The organism is Thermoleptolyngbya oregonensis NK1-22 (assembly GCF_032705245.1).
Taxonomy (GTDB): domain Bacteria; phylum Cyanobacteriota; class Cyanobacteriia; order Elainellales; family Elainellaceae; genus Thermoleptolyngbya; species Thermoleptolyngbya sichuanensis.
Genome location: NZ_CP053540.1, coordinates 4,045,257 through 4,059,761, shown reverse-complemented (window position 1 = coordinate 4,059,761; position 14,505 = coordinate 4,045,257). Strand labels below are relative to the sequence as shown.

At 59.0% G+C, this 14,505-nt stretch carries 9 protein-coding genes; 1 reads left to right on the top strand and 8 read right to left on the bottom strand.

Annotated features, from left to right (window positions below):
• Nucleotides 1-182: 182 nt before the first annotated feature.
• The 8 genes from HNI00_RS17030 to HNI00_RS16995 form a co-directional block, all read right to left on the bottom strand.
• Nucleotides 183-617: an RNA recognition motif domain-containing protein gene (locus HNI00_RS17030; protein WP_316787802.1), complete on the bottom strand. Its 435-nt coding sequence runs from the start codon at nt 615-617 to the stop codon at nt 183-185.
• Between the two features lie 507 nt (nt 618-1,124).
• The gene (locus tag HNI00_RS17025; protein WP_316787800.1) at nt 1,125-2,897 is read right to left on the bottom strand and encodes an ABC-ATPase domain-containing protein; all 1,773 of its coding nucleotides are present in this window, start codon (nt 2,895-2,897) and stop codon (nt 1,125-1,127) included.
• Nucleotides 2,898-3,056: 159 nt separating this feature from the next.
• Entirely contained in the window at nt 3,057-5,219 is a 2,163-nt protein-coding gene (locus HNI00_RS17020) for a molybdopterin oxidoreductase family protein (protein WP_316787798.1), read from the bottom strand.
• Nucleotides 5,220-5,594: 375 nt separating this feature from the next.
• Nucleotides 5,595-6,437: an ABC transporter ATP-binding protein gene (locus HNI00_RS17015; protein ID WP_316787796.1), complete on the bottom strand. Its 843-nt coding sequence runs from the start codon at nt 6,435-6,437 to the stop codon at nt 5,595-5,597.
• Nucleotides 6,438-6,498: 61 nt separating this feature from the next.
• Complete coding sequence (locus HNI00_RS17010; RefSeq protein ID WP_316787795.1) at nt 6,499-8,499, bottom strand: nitrate ABC transporter ATP-binding protein; 2,001 nt, start codon at nt 8,497-8,499, stop codon at nt 6,499-6,501.
• Between the two features lie 37 nt (nt 8,500-8,536).
• Entirely contained in the window at nt 8,537-9,379 is an 843-nt protein-coding gene (gene ntrB / locus HNI00_RS17005) for a nitrate ABC transporter permease (protein ID WP_316787793.1), read from the bottom strand.
• 186 nt (nt 9,380-9,565) lie between these two features.
• Nucleotides 9,566-10,894, bottom strand: a complete 1,329-nt coding sequence (locus tag HNI00_RS17000; protein ID WP_316787791.1) for a CmpA/NrtA family ABC transporter substrate-binding protein — start codon at nt 10,892-10,894, stop codon at nt 9,566-9,568.
• A 203-nt stretch (nt 10,895-11,097) separates the two neighbouring features.
• A complete protein-coding gene (locus tag HNI00_RS16995; protein WP_297080883.1) occupies nt 11,098-12,630 on the bottom strand; it encodes a ferredoxin--nitrite reductase in 1,533 nt (510 codons plus the stop codon).
• A 335-nt stretch (nt 12,631-12,965) separates the two neighbouring features.
• On the opposite strand from HNI00_RS16995, the gene HNI00_RS16990 reads away from it, so the two are divergent.
• A complete protein-coding gene (locus tag HNI00_RS16990) occupies nt 12,966-14,414 on the top strand; it encodes a HEAT repeat domain-containing protein (protein ID WP_316787788.1) in 1,449 nt (482 codons plus the stop codon).
• Nucleotides 14,415-14,505 lie beyond the last annotated feature (91 nt).

Here is a 14,505-nt window from a genome sequence, read left to right as displayed (position 1 = left end):
TTTCTGGTGTGCCGATTTAAGCCCTCTCCCAGAGCGGGAGAGGGACTTCAAGCCTCTCTTACTCCCCTTCTCCCAACTTGGGAGAAGGGGTTTGGGGATGAGGGCTGACTGAAAGTTGCACATCGCGTAAAGATTCTCAAAACGTATGCGTCAAATCTATGCGTCAAACGCAATCTGCAAAGCTAGGAATTTGCCGTTTGAGTAGACAGCAGTTCCTTCAGCTTCTCTAGCTCCTGCGCCCAGCGAGGATCGGGCTGCACGGATTCTGGCTCGGTCGTTGCGGCCGCCTTCTTGCCCTTGCCGTTGTTCTTCTTGCGGTTGCTGTTGCTTGCGGCGGGAGCGGTCTCATCGCCCTCTTCGCTGCCCTTTTCGCGGGGCTGGGCGCGTTCGATTTTCAGCGGGGTTTCCTTAAACAGAAAACCGTCAAACTTTTCGATGACCTGGTCTGCCTGCTCTTCGCTTTTCACCGTGACAAACCCAAAGCCACGGCACTTTCCCGTTTTGCGGTCGGTGATGATTTTGGTGGTCAGGGTTTCATCAAACTCCGCAAACAGGGCAGCCAATTCTTGCCGCTCTAGCTCTTTGGGCAAATTGCCTACATAAAGACGAATGGACATAGTATCGAAGATTCCTCCAGGTTGAAATTCAGTCTAATAGCTTGGAAGTCTTGCTATGAGAAGCCTGTGATGCGGGCAATGTCCCCAGAGCAGGCTAGTTTCCAGAGCAGGCTGTGGTTTATTAAAGTCTGATGGAAACGCTTCAGGTGAGTATTTAGTAGGCAAGTTCCTTCGGCGTATCGACAAACCTGTCGAGGACAAACCTGTCAGGCCGTCAGGATTTGCATTCAGAGATAGGACGTTGTCAGTTCGTTGGGTCAGCCTTGTGAAAACTGCTTTGAAAACTGCGGCGTAGGATACTATCGCCTTAATTAAGGTATCACGGCGACCGGCTCCGAAGATGTCAATTACATAGATTTCATGCTGGGGTTGTAGAGAGAAATGGGCCGATGTCCCTGGTTTTGGGTCGATGAATCAGCGCGTATTTCGCTGCCGAAAGACGATTGAAGGCGGTGAATCGCACCAGAAGCGCTTGTTAGCCAAAATTTTCTTGGAAATTTCCTGTTTTTACCGCAAGCTTAGAGATCGCAGACGATTCAAAGCTGCGGCAAGTTCCAGAGGTCGAACCGCAACCAGATCCCCCTGGCGATAAGTCGTCAGTTCGTCTATCCGGTTGGTGGCAAGCTGGGGTGCAATCTGATCGAGAAGATCGGGCAGCGTGCGGCGACCGTTGAGGTAGTGCTGCTGTAAGTAGGCGATCGCCGCGCCAATGGTTCGCACCTGTCCTACTTCCACCAGTTGCTCTATGGCAGACAAATCTACTGTTTCCGAGCCAAACACGAGTTCGTCAATGTCTCGTGCCTTCAGCTTGGGGCCGCGTTCTGGGCGATCGCCCTCCACCGGGCGAGTATCCCCCCGGCGGCCGCCGTACCAGGATTGTTCCCCTCGCTTTTCGGGCGAGTCGAGGCGCTTGGGGAGGGGAACGCGAGGGGTGAGTGAACCAAAGCGATCGCCCCCTTCAGCCCTGCGTTGAGTGGCAAACTGAGCGGCGATCGCCCTGGCCTGTTGGGTCACGTCCTGGGGCTGATAGTCGGTCATGGCAATGACGGTATCCGCCACGTCGAAATAGTCGCCGCTGCCGCCCATAACGAGGATCGTGGACAGGTCGTAATCCTGATAAAGCTGGCGGATTTTGTCGATCAAGGGCGTGATTGGCTCTTTGTCTTTGGCGACGAGGGCCTGCATCCGGCGATCGCGGATCATAAAGTTCGTAGCGGAGGTGTCTTCGTCTACCAGCAGCAGCCGCGCCCCCGCCTCCAGCGCTTCTATAATGCTGGCTGCCTGGGAGGTGCTGCCGCTAGCGTTTTCGGTGCTAAAGCGCGTCGTCGAGCGTCCCTGCGGCAGGTGGTTGATAAAGGGCGAAATGTCTACGCCCGTGATGCTGCGGCCGTCTTCGGCGCGAATCTTCACGGCGGCCGCGTCGGTCACCAGATGTTCGCGTCCGTCGCCGGGAATGGCGGTGTAGATGCCGAGGGCGATCGCCCTGAGCAGGGTAGATTTGCCGTGGTAGCCGCCGCCGACGATGAGCGTAATGCCTTTGGGAATACCCATGCCAGAGATGCTGCCCTGGTTGGGGCGCTGGAACTCCACCCGCAGCGACGCAGGCGAGCGAAATCGCACGGCACTGGAGTCTTGAAGCGGGCGCTCGTCTACGCCGCTCTGTCTAGGCAAGAGCGCTCCATCAGGCACAAAGGCCACCAGCCCCCGCGCTGCCAATTGGTCGCGCAGCCAGTCGGTGTCTTCGGCCACGGCCAAATGCTGCTGGAGTTCAGTCGGGTTCAACGCCGAGTAAAAGAGCGATCGCCCCACAATCAGCGGCAGGTCGTCGCACAACAGATCCGCCGCCGTGCGCCCCAAGATTTGCCGTCCCCGTGCGGGCAGCCCCACCCAAAATCGCGCTTCGACCGCCGCCTCCGACACCCACAGGGCCGATCGCTCCAGGATGTATTGACTGGTAGGGGCGATCGCCATCAGGCCGCTGTTGCCGCTGCCCCGCTTTTCGCGCACCGCCGCCGCTGCCTTGCCAAACTGCCGCGTTAGGTAATCCCGCAGAGCGATTTCCCGGCTGCGCGAGTGGAACGTTTCTGTCGGAAAACCCGCCTCCGCCTGGGGCACGACGACCCGCAGCCGACTAGGAGCCGCAAACGGATCGCCCTGCACAAAGTCAATATGCAGCGTAAAGCCCGGAAACCGATAGCTGCCCTGAATCTCTTTATAAGCCTTGTAGCCCAGCCCATCCAGCCGCACCAGAGTTTGCCGCAGCACCCGATCATTTGCCATAGCGCCTGTTTATCCAGCCAGCCCAGGGAAGGGTCTTGTACCGATTTTAGATTCTAGCTTTTGGATTTTGGATTTTTCTTCCTTCTTCGTTCTTCCTTCTTCGTTCTTCCTTCTTCGTTCTTCCTTCTTCCTTCTTCGTTCTTCCTTCTTCCTTCTCCCCTACCCCACTACGCCCAACTCCTCCCGCACGGGCGTTTCTACCCGAATTGGCAACAGTTTCACCGCGCAGGCCTTCAGTTCTGGCTGCTTCGAGTCGGGGCAGGCTGCGGGATGGGTGAGGGCGTTGGCTTCGGCATGGTCGGCCCAGAGAGCGCCCCAGTGCATGGGCACAAAGACGGTTCCGGGGGCGATCGCCCGAGTGACTTTGGCGGGAAAGCGGGCCCAACCCCGGCGCGATCGCACTTCCACCACGTCTCCCTCGACAATGCCCAGCGGCTCCGCATCGCGGGGGTGAATTTCGATAAACGGGTTGGGGTACATTTGCGTAATCTTTTCGGTGCGTCCGGTGCGGGTCTGGGTGTGCCAGTGGCCATATAGCCGTCCCGTCGTTAGCACCAGCGGAAAGTCGGGGTCGGGGGGTTCTGCCAGTCCCCGCGAGTGAGAGGCGCTAAAGCGGGCCCGGCCATCGGGCGTGTGAAATTGTAGGTCGGTGTAGAGGCGCTTGGCGGGCTGGGTCTGCGATTCAGGGTTCTCACCGCGGGGCAGTGGCCACTGCAAGGGGCCCTCCTGCTCTAGCCGCGCATGGCTGATGCCGCTCATGTCGCAGGGGCGGCCCTGGGTGAGCTTCACAAATTCGGCATGAACTTCAGCGGCGGTTTGGAAGGGGAACTGGGCGGCAAACCCAAGGCGGCGGCCGACTTCGCAGAAAATTTCCCAATCGGCGCGGGCTTCGCCGGGGGCGGGCTGAAAAGCTTTAGCCAATGTGACCATGCGCTCCGAGTTGGTCATCGTGCCGCTCTTTTCGCTCCACTGCGTCGCAGGCAGCAGCAGATGGGCAAATTCGGCGGTTTCGGTAGGGAAGTAGGCTTCTTGATAGACCGTAAAGGGCGATCGCCCCAGGGCCGCCTTTACTCGCACCAAATCGGGCAGGCTCACGGCCGGATTCGTCGCCGCAATCCAGAACAGGCCGACCTCCCCCGTCTCTAGCCCGCGAATCATGTCCCACACAGTGCGTCCGGGGTTGGGCGAAATTTGTCCCGCTGGCAGATTCCAGGCGTGTTCGACCTCAGCGCGATGCTGGGGATTGGCCACAAATCGATAGCCGGGCAGCAGGTGCGACAGGCCGCCCGCCTCGCGGCCGCCCATTGCGTTGGGCTGCCCCGTCAGAGAAAACGGGCCCGCGCCCGGTTTGCCGATTTGCCCGGTGAGCAGGTGCAGGTCGATCAGGCTGCGAACCTTGGCCGTGCCCTCGCTCGACTGGTTCAATCCCATCGACCACAGCGACAGCACCCGCCCCGACTCGCCCCACCAGCGGGCGGCAGTTTCCAGGTCAGAGATAGAGATACCGCAGCGATCGCTCACCATGTCCGGCGGGTAGTGGCGCACCACCTCGGCATAGTCGGCATAGCCGTTTGTGTGCTGCCGAATAAATTCCGGCTGTTGATAGCCCCACTGCATCAGCAGGTAGGCGATGCCATTGAACAAATCAATATCTGTACCGGGGCGGAGGGCCAGGTGCAGGTCGGCTGCGTCGGCGGTCTGGGTGCGGCGCGGATCGACCACGATCAGGCGGACGTGGGGCGTTTTTTTGTGATACTTCCGCAATCGGTTGAAGGCGATCGGGTGGCACTCGGCCATATTGCTGCCGACGATCACCGCGCAGTCCGTTTGCTCCAAATCCTCATAGCAGCAGGGCGGCCCGTCTGCGCCAAAGCTCTGTACGTAACCCGACACAGCAGAGGACATACACAGCCGCGAGTTTGCGTCAAAGTTATTCGTCCCCAAACAGCCCTTCATCAGCTTTTGGGCGGTGTAGTAATCTTCGGTGACGAATTGGCCGGAGCCGTACATGCAGATGCCGTCGGGCCCCTGGCTCGCCAGAACCGTCTGGAGGCGATCGCACAGTTTGTCCAGCGCCTCCTCCCAGCTAACTTGGCGAAAGTCCTGCTCCAGCGTCTCGCGCCACATCGGATAGAGCAGCCGATCCTTGCCAATCGACTCTGCCACCGTCGCACCCTTGACGCATACCATCCCCTGGCTCGACGGATGAGCGCGATCGCCCCGCACCTGCCACGCCCCCTTGCCCTGCGACGGCACCACCTCTAGCCCACAGCCCACGCCGCAGTAGGGGCACAGGGTTTTAATTTGAGTTTCATCCTTCACTTGGTTAACCCTTTGCTATCGCCCTGCTCGAAGTCCCCCTTTTTCAGGGGGATTTAGGGGGATCGGATTAGATGCTGGAGCCTTGCTCCCCCCTTAGCCCCCCTTAGCAAGGGGGGGAGCCAGACTCCTCAAAGTCCCCTTTCTCAGGGGGAACCAGACTCCTCAAAGTCCCCCTTTTCAAGGGGGATTTAGGGGGATCGGATTAGATGCTGGAGTTTTGATCCCCCCTAGCCCCCCTTAGCAAGGGGGGGAGCCAGACTCCTCGAAGTCCCCCTTTTCAAGGGGGATTTAGGGGGATCGGATTAGATGCTGGAGTTTTGATCCCCCCTAGCCCCCCTTAGCAAGGGGGGAACCGGAGCGCCCTCTCCCTCAACCTCAGCCCACGTCATCATGGGCATAGCGGTGATACAGAAAGTCCAGGGCTTCGTTCCGCAGTTCGTAATAGCGTGGGTCTTCCATGACGCGGCTGCGATTGCGGGGGCGAGCAAAGGGAACGTCGAGAATTTCGCCGACCTTGGCGGCGGGGCCGTTGGTCATCATGACGATGCGATCGCTCAGCAGCAGCGCCTCGTCGATGTCGTGGGTAATCATCAGCACTGTGACCCGGTGATCCGTCCAGATTTTTAGCAGCTCCTCTTGCAGTTCCTCGCGGGTAATCGGGTCGAGGGCCCCGAAGGGTTCGTCTAGCAGCAGCACCTCCGGGCGCAGGGCCAGGGCGCGGGCGATGGAAACGCGCTGCTTCATGCCGCCAGAGAGGGCGCGGGGTTTCTTGTCCATCGCGTCAGATAGGCCAACCATTGCTAGGTGGTCGCGGGCGATCGCCGCCTTTTCGCTCTTAGAAAGCTCTGGTCGCGCCGCGTGCAGCCCTAGATACACGTTCTCATAGGCCGTCATCCAGGGCAGCAGCGAGTAGTTTTGAAACACCACCATGCGATCGGGGCCGGGTTCTGTGATCCGCTGGTTTCGCAGGCGCACCTCCCCACTGGAGGGCGTGCGAAAGCCCGACACCATATCCAGCAGCGTCGATTTGCCGCAGCCGGAATGGCCGATGATGCTGACAAATTCACCTTCCTGCACCGCCAGATTCACGCCATCTAGCACGGTGTAAGTGCCGCCATCTTTGGTGGGATACACCTTCGAGACATTCTCGATCATCAAAAACGCATCGGTTGTGGGCACGGGCTGCGGCTGGAGTTGGGTTGAGTCGAGAGTCTGCATTGTTAGGGATTCAGGGTTGAGAGAGAGGAGAGAATGGGGCATAGGGCTGGCTTTTTACACCTCACACGGTCACGACATCAATGCTGACTTCCTCAATTTGCACGTCGCGCTTGATGGCAAGACTGTGGAGGTAGCCGATGGGGTCGTCGGGGTCAAATACGCTGCCGTCGGCAAAGTGGATAGGGCTGCGGTTGGGTTCGGTGTCCAGCAGGCCCAGGTCGCGGGCAGCGGCTCCGAACACATCCAGGCGGCGGGTGCGGTCGAGGATGTCGAACCAGTTGCGGGGGAAGGGGGTGATGCCCCAGCGGGCAAGCTGCGTCATGATCCACAGACCCTCGGTGCGGTAGGGGCAGTTGGTGCGATCGACGAAGAACTGGTTATAGCGCAGCAATTGCTCTGGCTCGTCGCCCGTGCCCCGGTCGTAGGGCGTGACCAGGCCGGGACGGATTTGCTCGACCGTCGCGCCAACATACTCGTCGCGGGAGAGGAGTTCGGCCAGGGCTTCTCGGTTGCGGCGATCGTCGCAATATTCGCAGGCTTCGAGCAGCGCCGTGACGAGGGCGATGTGGGTTTTGGGATAGCGGTTTGCCCAGTCTTCGCGCACGCCCAGCACTTTTTCCAGGTGGCCGGGCCAGATGTCGAGGTCCGTGGCGATCGCATAGCCCAGTCCTTCCTGAATGGCGCGGGAGTTCCACGGTTCGCCCACACAAAAGCCGTCGATGCCGCCGCCCTTGAGCGCAGCCACCATCTGCGGCGGCGGAATGGTGACAATGTTCACGTCTCGGTCGGGGTCGATGCCGCCCGTGGCTAGCCAGTGGCGCATCATCAGGTTGTGCATCGAGGCGGGGTGAACGACGGCCAGTGTGGGCACTTTGTCGGGCGTGCGGGCGATCGCCGCTTTCAAATCTGCCACCGTCCGCACGCCGTCGTGCAAAAAGCGCTGACTGAGGGTGATGGCGTTGCCGTTGCGGCTGAGGACCAGGCCGGTGGTCACGGGAACGGACGCTTTGCCGCCCATGCCCAGGGTCAGCGCTAGGGGCATCCCGGCAATCATCTGGGCGGCATCCAGGCGGCCGCTGGTGATGCCTTCGGCGATCGCCTTCCAGCTTGGCTCGCGGCTCAGCGTCACCTGTTCCAGCCCATATTTCTCAAAAAAGCCCAGTTCCTTAGCCACCACCAGCGGCGCACAGTCCGTTAGCGGCACAAAGCCCAGTTCCAGGTTCACCTTTTCCAACCCGTTGCGGGCGATCGCCCCCACCTGTAGGGCGGCCTTGCGCTTCTTGGCCTGCTTCTGCTGGTTCAAGAAATAGACAATTTCGCTCCGCATTCCGTAATAGCTGGGATGGTTCACCACCTCCAGGCGATCGCGCGGCCGCTCAAAGGGCACGTCCATGATCTGCCCCACGTAGGATTCTGGCCCGTTGGTCAGCATCACGATGCGATCGCTCAGCAGCAGCGCCTCGTCTACGTCGTGCGTCACCATGATGCAGGTGAGTTCGTGTTCTTCGGCGATTTGCATCAACTGGTCTTGCAGGCTGCTGCGGGTGAGCGCGTCCAATGCGCCAAAAGGTTCATCCAGCAGCAAGAGCTTGGGACGGATGGCCAGGGCCCGGGCGATCGCCACTCGCTGCTTCATGCCGCCGGAGAGTTGCCCCGGCCGCTTGTCGGCCGCGTGGCGCAGGTTCACCAGGTCGATGTGCTGCTCCACGATGGCGCTGCGTTCCGACTTGGAAGCCGTTGCCATGACGCGATTTACCGCCAGTGCAATGTTTTCGCGCACCGTCAGCCAAGGCAGCAGGGAGTAATTTTGGAAGACCACCATGCGGTCGGGGCCGGGTTCAGTGACCTGGCGACCTTCCAGCACCACGCCGCCCGCCGCAGGTTTCGCCAATCCCGCAATGATGTTCAGCAGGGTCGATTTGCCGCAGCCAGAGTGGCCCAGCAGCGAGATAAACTCGCCCTTGCGAATCGTCAGATCAATATTCTTCAGTGCGATGTATTCTCCGCCGCCGGGGAGCGGGAAGACCTGATCTACGTGGTCGATTTCTACGAATGGCAGCATGGGGATTTTGGATTTTAGATTTTGGATTTTCGGGCGCTTACTTCTGTTCTTCGGGCACGACGCGGGAGGCAATGAAGCCGATCAGCGCGTTGAGCAGCAGCCCCACCAGACCGACGTAGATAATGGCCAGGATCACTTCGCTGTTGCTGCCGCTGTTGTAGGCATCCCAGATAAAGAAGCCGATGCCTACGCCGCCCGTGAGCATTTCTGCGGCAACGATCGCCAGCCAAGACAGACCAATGGCGATCTTGAGTCCGGTGAAAATATAGGGCACAGTGGCGGGCAGCAGCACCTTGAGGAAGTAATCGAGTCGGGACAGCTTTAATACGCGGGCGACGTTGTTGTAATCCTGAGGAATGTTTTGCACGCCGACGGCTGTGTTGATGATGATGGGCCAGATGGCGGTGATGAAAATCACGAAAATGGCAGCGGGCTGGGAGTCGCGGAAAGCCGCCAGGGAAATGGGCAGCCAGGCCAGCGGCGGCACGGTTCGCAACACCTGAAAGATGGGATCAATCGCCTGAAACATCAGCAAACTCACCCCAATCAGGATGCCGAGGGCGATGCCAGCGATCGCCGCCAGCGTGTATCCCACTGCCACCCGCTGCAAGCTGGCCGCAATTTGCCAGAACAAGCCCTGATCCGTACCGCTGCCGCGATAGAACGGGTCGATGATCAAGTCCCATGTATCTTGCACCACCTGGATCGGCCCTGGCAGGGGCGCATTGTCGCCTGAACACAGCAGTTGCCAGATGCCCAGGAGAATGAAGAGGGCGATCGCTGTGGGGATGGAACGGCGAATCGTCTTGCCAAGCCATGCGCCCAAACTGGAAGAGAGCGATCGCCCAGGACGGCGGGGAGAAGAGAGGTCGGCTGTCATACGCTAGGGGTTAGGGGTTAAAAGTTAGGGATTTTGAGGCTGGGAACTGGCAGCAGGGTTGGAAACCGGGAGTCAGGGCAAGTCAGTTAAAGCAAGTCAGTTAAAAAAGTAAGAAACTTTTATAGCTCGGCAACTAAACTGCTTGGCAACTGAACTTGCGCCTGACCCCGGATTCCTATGGCTTGGCTAGACCTTCTTGAGCTTCAGACCATTCAGGTAAGCGCTGGGATTTTCGGGATCGAATTTCACGCCGTCAAAGAAGGTTTCCACGCCGCGAGAGGTGCTAGCGGGAATGGCGGCTTCCTGCCCGATTGCTTTGGCTGCTTCCCGCCACAGGTCTTCCCGGTTCACCGCGTCAATCAGCGCTTTGGTGTCGGTGTCAGCAGGCAAGTAGCCCCAGCGGATATCTTCCGTCAGGAACCACAGGTCGTGGCTCTTAAACGGATAAGATGCCGCATCGTTCCAGAACTTCATCAGCAGCGGGCTATTTTCGAGCTGGCGCACACCCATGTCAAAATTGCCCTTGGCCCGCTCTAGGATGTCTTCTACAGGCACCTTTAACCATTCTCGCCCAGAGATAATTCGGCACATCTCCTCCTTATTGGCCATGTCATCGCACCACATCTGAGCTTCTTGCACTGCCATCAAAATTGCCTTCGCTGCATTGGGGTGTTGCTCTACCCAATCAGCCCGCATCGTCAGCGATTTCTCAGGGTGATCTGCCCAAAACTCACCCGTCGTGATGGCGGTATAGCCCAAGTCTTGGTTGACCGTTTGAGCAGGCCAAGGCTCACCCACACAGAAGGCTTCCATGTTGTTGACCTTGATGTTGGCCACCATCTGAGGCGGCGGCACCACAATCGTCGAAATGTCTTTGTCAGGATCGATGCCGCCTGCCGCCAGCCAATAGCGCATCCACAGGTCGTGAGTGCCGCCAGGGAACGTCACGGCTGCTTTAATCTCGCCCTTCTCAGATTTCGCCTTAGCAAAGGCTTCCTTGAGTGGTGCGCTGTCAGTGCTGATTTTCAAGTCCTTATAGGTGTTGGCAAGGCAAATCCCCTGACCATTCACATTCAGCCGCGCCAGAATGTTCATCGGCACTTTCTGATTGCCTTTAGTAATCGTGCCCGCCGACATTAGGTAAGGCATAGGGGTCAGAATGTGCGCTCCATCGATGCCGCCACCAGCAGACCCCAACTCCAGGTTGTCGCGGGTGACCGCCCAGGAAGCCTGCTTCAGCACTTCTACATCGGGCATCCCATACTTGGCGAAGAGTCCCTTCTCTTTGGCAATGATCAGCGGGGCGGAATCCGTCAAGGCGATGAAGCCGAGTTTGGCCGTGGTCACTTCGGGTGTATCGGCTGCGGCTACGGGTGCGGGCGAGGCCGGAGCGCTGGCGGCTGGGCTGCTGGTATCCGAAGGCGATGAACCGCCGCTGCATCCATTGGCCAGGATCGTTGCGCCTGCCGTCACGCCTGCCGTGAAGATAAATTTCCGCCGAGAGAGTCTAGACATAGGTTCAGTTCTCCGAAGTTGTGGTTAGAGTAATCAGTTGGCAAATTTTGGGATGTAAAATCCCTTACCAGTTGCGCCCGGTGTCAAGATCCGGTGAGAAACTGGCTGAGTGAGGGATCGGATTTGGGAACGGGTCAGAAATCAGGTAAAGATACGCTGCTAAGCGCCGATACCTGACCCCTGGACTCTGAGCCCCTGGCAATTTACTTCGGTCGTGCGCCGAAGTTTTCGATCAGCAGGTTCCGCAGGATGGGCTTGAGGTCGTCGCAGGGAATGCCTTTTTGGACGCAGGTGCCGAGTTCGGCGTGCTTGCCGACTTTGCCGCCCATGTACAAGTCCACGCCTTCGGCAGCTTTGCCATCTTTGCGGACTTTGGTGCCCATCAGACCGATGTCGGCGACCTGGGGCTGGCCGCAGGAGTTGGGGCAGCCTGTCCAGTGGATGCGAACTGGGCGCGTAATTTCCAGTTCAGATTCCAGTTCCTTGATCAGCGCCATTGCTCGGTTTTTGGTTTCGATCAGGGCGAAGTTGCAGAACTGGGCCCCGGTGCAGGAAACGAGCGATCGCACGAGTAGCCCCGGACTCACCGAAAACTTTTCTAGCAGCGGCTCCTTCAGCAAGGGCGCAACGCGAGAATCGGGCACGTCGGGAATAATCACGTTTTGCTCGACAGTCAGGCGGATTTCGCCACTGCCGTAGACCTCCGCAATTCGCGCTAGGTCAAACATATCGGGTGCATACAGCCGACCGACGGGAACATGCAGCCCCACGTAGTTTAACCCCGGCTGCTTTTGGGCGTGGATGCCGATGTGGTCGCGCTTGTCCCACAGGATTTCGTCCTTGGGCGCGGCGGTTTGCAAGGGATGACCCAACTGCTGCTCCACTTCGGCACGAAACTTATCCATACCCCACTCGTCGATCAGCCACATCAGGCGAGCTTTTTGGCGATTGGCCCGCAGCCCGTGATTGCGATAGACGATGAGGATAGCTTCGCACAAGGCCACCACGTCACGCGGATCGACCCAGGCATTGAGCGGCACGGCGGCTTCGCAGCGCTTGGCCGAGAAGAACCCGCCCACCAGCACATTGAACCCCAGCCGTCCGTCCTTGTAGGCAGGTACAAAGGCGATGTCGTTGATCTCGGCGTGTACCGAGTTATCGCGGCATCCGGCGATCGCAATATTGAACTTGCGCGGCAGGTTAGTAAACGACGGGTTGCCCTCGCCGTTGTTGGTGATCATGTCCTGCACCTTTCGCACCAGCCCGCGAGTATCAATCAACTCGTCGGCATCGATGCCCGCCACGGGCGAACCTGTGATGTTGCGAACGTTGTCCATGCCGGACTGGATGCTGGTCAACCCCGCCTGCTCAAACCGCCGGAAGATATCGGGAATATCTTCTAGCCGAATGCCGCGAAGCTGGAGGTTTTGCCGCGTGGTGATGTCGGCGTTGCCATCTTCGCCGTAGCGCTCGACAACCTCCGCCAGCACCCGCATCTGTCCGCTCGTGAGAATGCCATTGGGCATCCGCATCCGCAGCATGAACTTACCCGGCGTGACGGGCCGAAAAAACACGCCCATCCACTTCAGGCGATGGTCGCGGTCGGTCTCATTCATCGCTTCCCAGCCCAGACGGGCAAAGTCCTCCAGTTCAGACTTGACCGCCAGACCATCTTTTTCGGACTTGAGCTTCTCGAACTTATTCAGACTGGTTTCTGCTGGAACGGTACTGGTCATAGCAAGAGACCTTGGATGGAAGAAACTGCAAGTAATGCTGCGCGTAGACCTGCGTTTTTGACTCAACGCCTAGAATCAGAACCCGTGTTGGCTAAAACTTGTGTCTAAAACTTGTGTCTACGGAGACTTGACTAACGCCGCAAGACTCAAGCCTGCATCGCCTTGCATGATTGATACGTTAGAAGCATTAATTCTGAAAATTCGTAGCTCCTGTTACAAAAATTTTCGTTGCATGAAATTTGCGAATTGCAACAATGCACAACCTGCATAATGAACCTGAGCCTGACTCAACAAAACCCAGCGCTTCTGGCTAGAATCCAAGAGCAGTCAAGGCCTTGACCGCATTTTTCTATCTGGCGGCACAGACGAGTATGGTCAGCAATCCGCGTATTTTATCTGCCCAATCGCAGGACTTCCCGCTGCTTCCGCAGGCAGAGGATGGGACGATTCCCGCAGGGAGCGCTTCGCAAATCGCCGCCGATTGGGAATTGCTGGTGCAGCGGGTACAGCAACACTTGGGGCATCTAGAAGAACAGTGGCAGACCAGTGGTATCCGCCCCGCTCGAACAGAACTGGAAACGCTGAGTCAGTGGGCGATCGCCGTGCTGTGTGAGGGCGACTTTCAAGACCGCTGGGACGTGGCCAAGCTATTTCCTCGGCTAGAAGCCCTGGCGGCTGAACCGGCAGAGTCCGTCAAGCAACTGCTGCTCGATCCGCTGCTGGCGCTGCTGCAAGACGAAGACGAAGACCCGGATACGCGCTGGTTTGTGGCTCGGATCTTGGGCGAGTTTCGTCAGCCTGCGGTGCTGCCAGCGCTGGTTCACCTATTGCAAACCGCTCCCACTGAAGATTTGCAGCAGATCGCGGCGGCGGCGCTGGCAGGCTTTGGGAAAGCGGCGATCGCTCCTCTCGCCCAACTGCTCCAAGTTCCCCACACGCGCCTGCTGGCCGTAAAAACCCTGTCCCAGATTCAAGATCCCGGCGTGGTTCAGCCGCTGATGAAACTGCTGCGCGATCCTGACCCACAGGTGAGAGCCGCCGCGCTCTCGGCCATCGGCAGTGCCCGCGATCGCCACATTCCTGACCTGCTAATTGCAGCACTGGGCGACTCCTCAGCAGCGGTGCGCCAGGTAGCAGTGACGGAACTGGGTTTTCGCGCAGACCTGCTGTCGGACTATGACCTAGTGAGCTTGATCTATCCGCTGCTGCTGGATGCTAGCGCTGGCGTGGCCCAGCAAGCGGCGATCGCCCTGGGTCGCCTGGGCACCAATCCGGCCGCCACCGCGCTCTACCGCGTCGCCCACTTGCCCCACACGACCCATCCACAGCGCATGGCGCTAGTGCAAGCGCTGGGCTGGATGGGCACACCCACCGCCCTGCACCATCTGCATCGGCTGGCCCTCCAGTGGAGCGAGGAAGCCCCATCCGCCCCGCTGCTACACGCTACGATTCAGGCAATGGGTCGCGTCGAAGTTCCAGAACTGCGCTGGCAGGCGGCCCGCTATCTGGTGGAACTGCTGCACGGTAATCTACCTGCGGTGCAAACCGCTGCCGTGAAACAGGCGATCGCCCTCCAGCTTGGAAAATTGGGCGACCTCGACGCACTGGATGCCCTGGTTCACCTGGCAACCGATCCGGATCTGGGCGTGAAACTCCATGCGATCGCCGCCCTCAAGCAGCTTCACCCCGACCAAGGTCGGCAGCAGCTCGAAGCACTGTCCAACAGCCATCAAGTTTCAGAACAAACCCGGCAAGAAGTGGCGATCGCCCTTGCAGAGTGGTAATCCAATTTCCATTCCTCCCTCTTCCCTCTTCGTTCTTCCCTCTTCGTTCTTCGTTCTTCGTTCTTCGTTCTTCCCCCTTCCCCCTTCCCCC